This is a genomic window from Chromohalobacter sp. 48-RD10, from assembly GCF_029889785.1.
GTDB lineage: Bacteria > Pseudomonadota > Gammaproteobacteria > Pseudomonadales > Halomonadaceae > Chromohalobacter.
This window is the reverse complement of the sequence record NZ_JARANX010000115.1, coordinates 1-1788: the sequence shown is the minus strand read 5'-3', so window position 1 is coordinate 1788 and position 1788 is coordinate 1. Positions and strand designations below refer to the sequence as shown.

Sequence of the window (1788 nt, the reverse complement as noted above, 5' to 3'; positions counted from 1 at the left end):
CCGGATCCAGCGGCACGCTGTAGCTGCCGTCGTCGTCGGCAGTATCGCGGCCTAGTGTATTATCGTTCTCGTCGGTCACGGTGACCGTCGAGCCAGGCTCGGCTGTGCCGCTGACGGCAGTGCCATCCTCGGCAACGGTTGCTGTCGGCTCGTCCGGTGGTGTCGTGTCGACATTGAGAGCGTAGGTGTTGCTGGGATCCGAAACCTGGCCTTCGGGGTCGGTAGAGGTCGCACGAAACGTGGTGGTACCTTCCAGCAATTGTGCATCGATCTTGAAGTTCCAACTACCGAAGTTGTCGGCTTGCGTTTCGCCGAGCGTAGAGTCGTCCAACCATACCTGAACCATGTTGGTGGCTTCGGCAGTACCCTGCAGCGTGGGGGTCGGATCGTTGGTTGTGCCGCCGTTGTCGATATTGCCGGTCACCGGCTCGATCGCATCAATAGAGGTGATGATGACCGGAGCGGAAGGCGGCAGGGTATCCTCCAGATTGGTATCGACGATTGCGCTGCCCGGCTCGCTGGCATTGCCAGCGGCGTCCCTGGCAACAGCGGTGAAGGTGCTTTCATCTTCCAGCGGGGTTTCCGGTGCATAGGACCAGTTGCCGTTGCGATCTGCCTCGATGGTCGCGATGGTGTCGCCCTGGTCGTCCGTCAGCGTGACGCTGCTGCCCGGTTCGGCATTCCCGGTGAGGATTTCTCCATTGGTTGAGTTGACCACGGGAGCCGCGGGAGGCTGGGTGTCGACGGTCAGGGTGAATGGGTCACTGGCGTCCGACACATTGCCGGCGCTGTCGGTGGCGGTAGCGGTGAAGTCGTAGTCGCCGTCGTCGAGTGCCTCTGGCGTGAACGACCACTCTCCTGCGGCATCGGCGATGGTGGTGCCGAGTTCGTTCTCGCCGGCATAGATCGTGACGATGCTGCGCGCTTCGGCTTGACCCGAGAGGATCGGTATCGTGTCGTTGGTGCTGTCGCCGCTGTCGAGATCGCCGGTCTGCGGTGCGGTATCGTCATTGCCTATCGTGATGTTTGGCGTGTCAGGGGGCGTGGTGTCGTTCAGATCGCCGTCGATGATGATGCTGCCGGGCTCGCCGACATTGCCCGCGGCGTCGGTTGCCGTTGCATTGACCCCGGTGCCATCGGCCAAAGGTGCGTCCGGCTGGAATGACCAGTTGCCGTTGTCGTCAGTCGTGCTCTGGCCGATGGCGTTACCGTCACCATCGGTCAGGGTGATCGTGCTGCCGGGTTCGGCGGTGCCGATCAGCAGGCTACCATCGCTGGGATCAAGGGTCGGTGAACCCGGTGCCGAGGTGTCGATCGTCAGCGCATAGCCATTACTTTCGCTGGAGACGTTGCCAGCGGAGTCCGTGGCGGTAACGGTGAAAGTGTAATCGCCGTCGTCGAGGTCGACGGTCGTGAATGACCAGTTGCCTTGGCCGCTGCTATTGGCTGTACCAATCTCATGGCCGTTGGCGAAAATCGTGACTGTACTGCCGGCCTTGGCAATACCGGTTAGCGTCGGTGTGCTGTCATTAGTGGCATCGCCATCGGTCAGTGCACCGGTCGGATCGACGTCGTCCGTAGCGCTGTCGATGGCTGGCGCATCTGGCTCAGTATTATCTGGTGCCGTGACATTGGCCGGATCGGAGGTGTTGTCGGCCTCGTCGGTGGCGACGACGTTAATTTCTTCGCCGTTGGTGAGTGCCGGATCGAGCGGCACGCTAAAGCTGCCATCGTCGCCCGCGGTGGCCGAGCCAAGTTCGTTGTCGTCGGCGTCGCTGACGGTTACAG

At 61.8% G+C, this 1788-nt stretch carries 1 protein-coding gene; it reads right to left on the bottom strand.

The features are described from left to right. The coding region (locus tag OP496_RS17550) for an Ig-like domain-containing protein (protein WP_280565181.1) at positions 1-1788 on the bottom strand (1788 nt) is incomplete at both ends.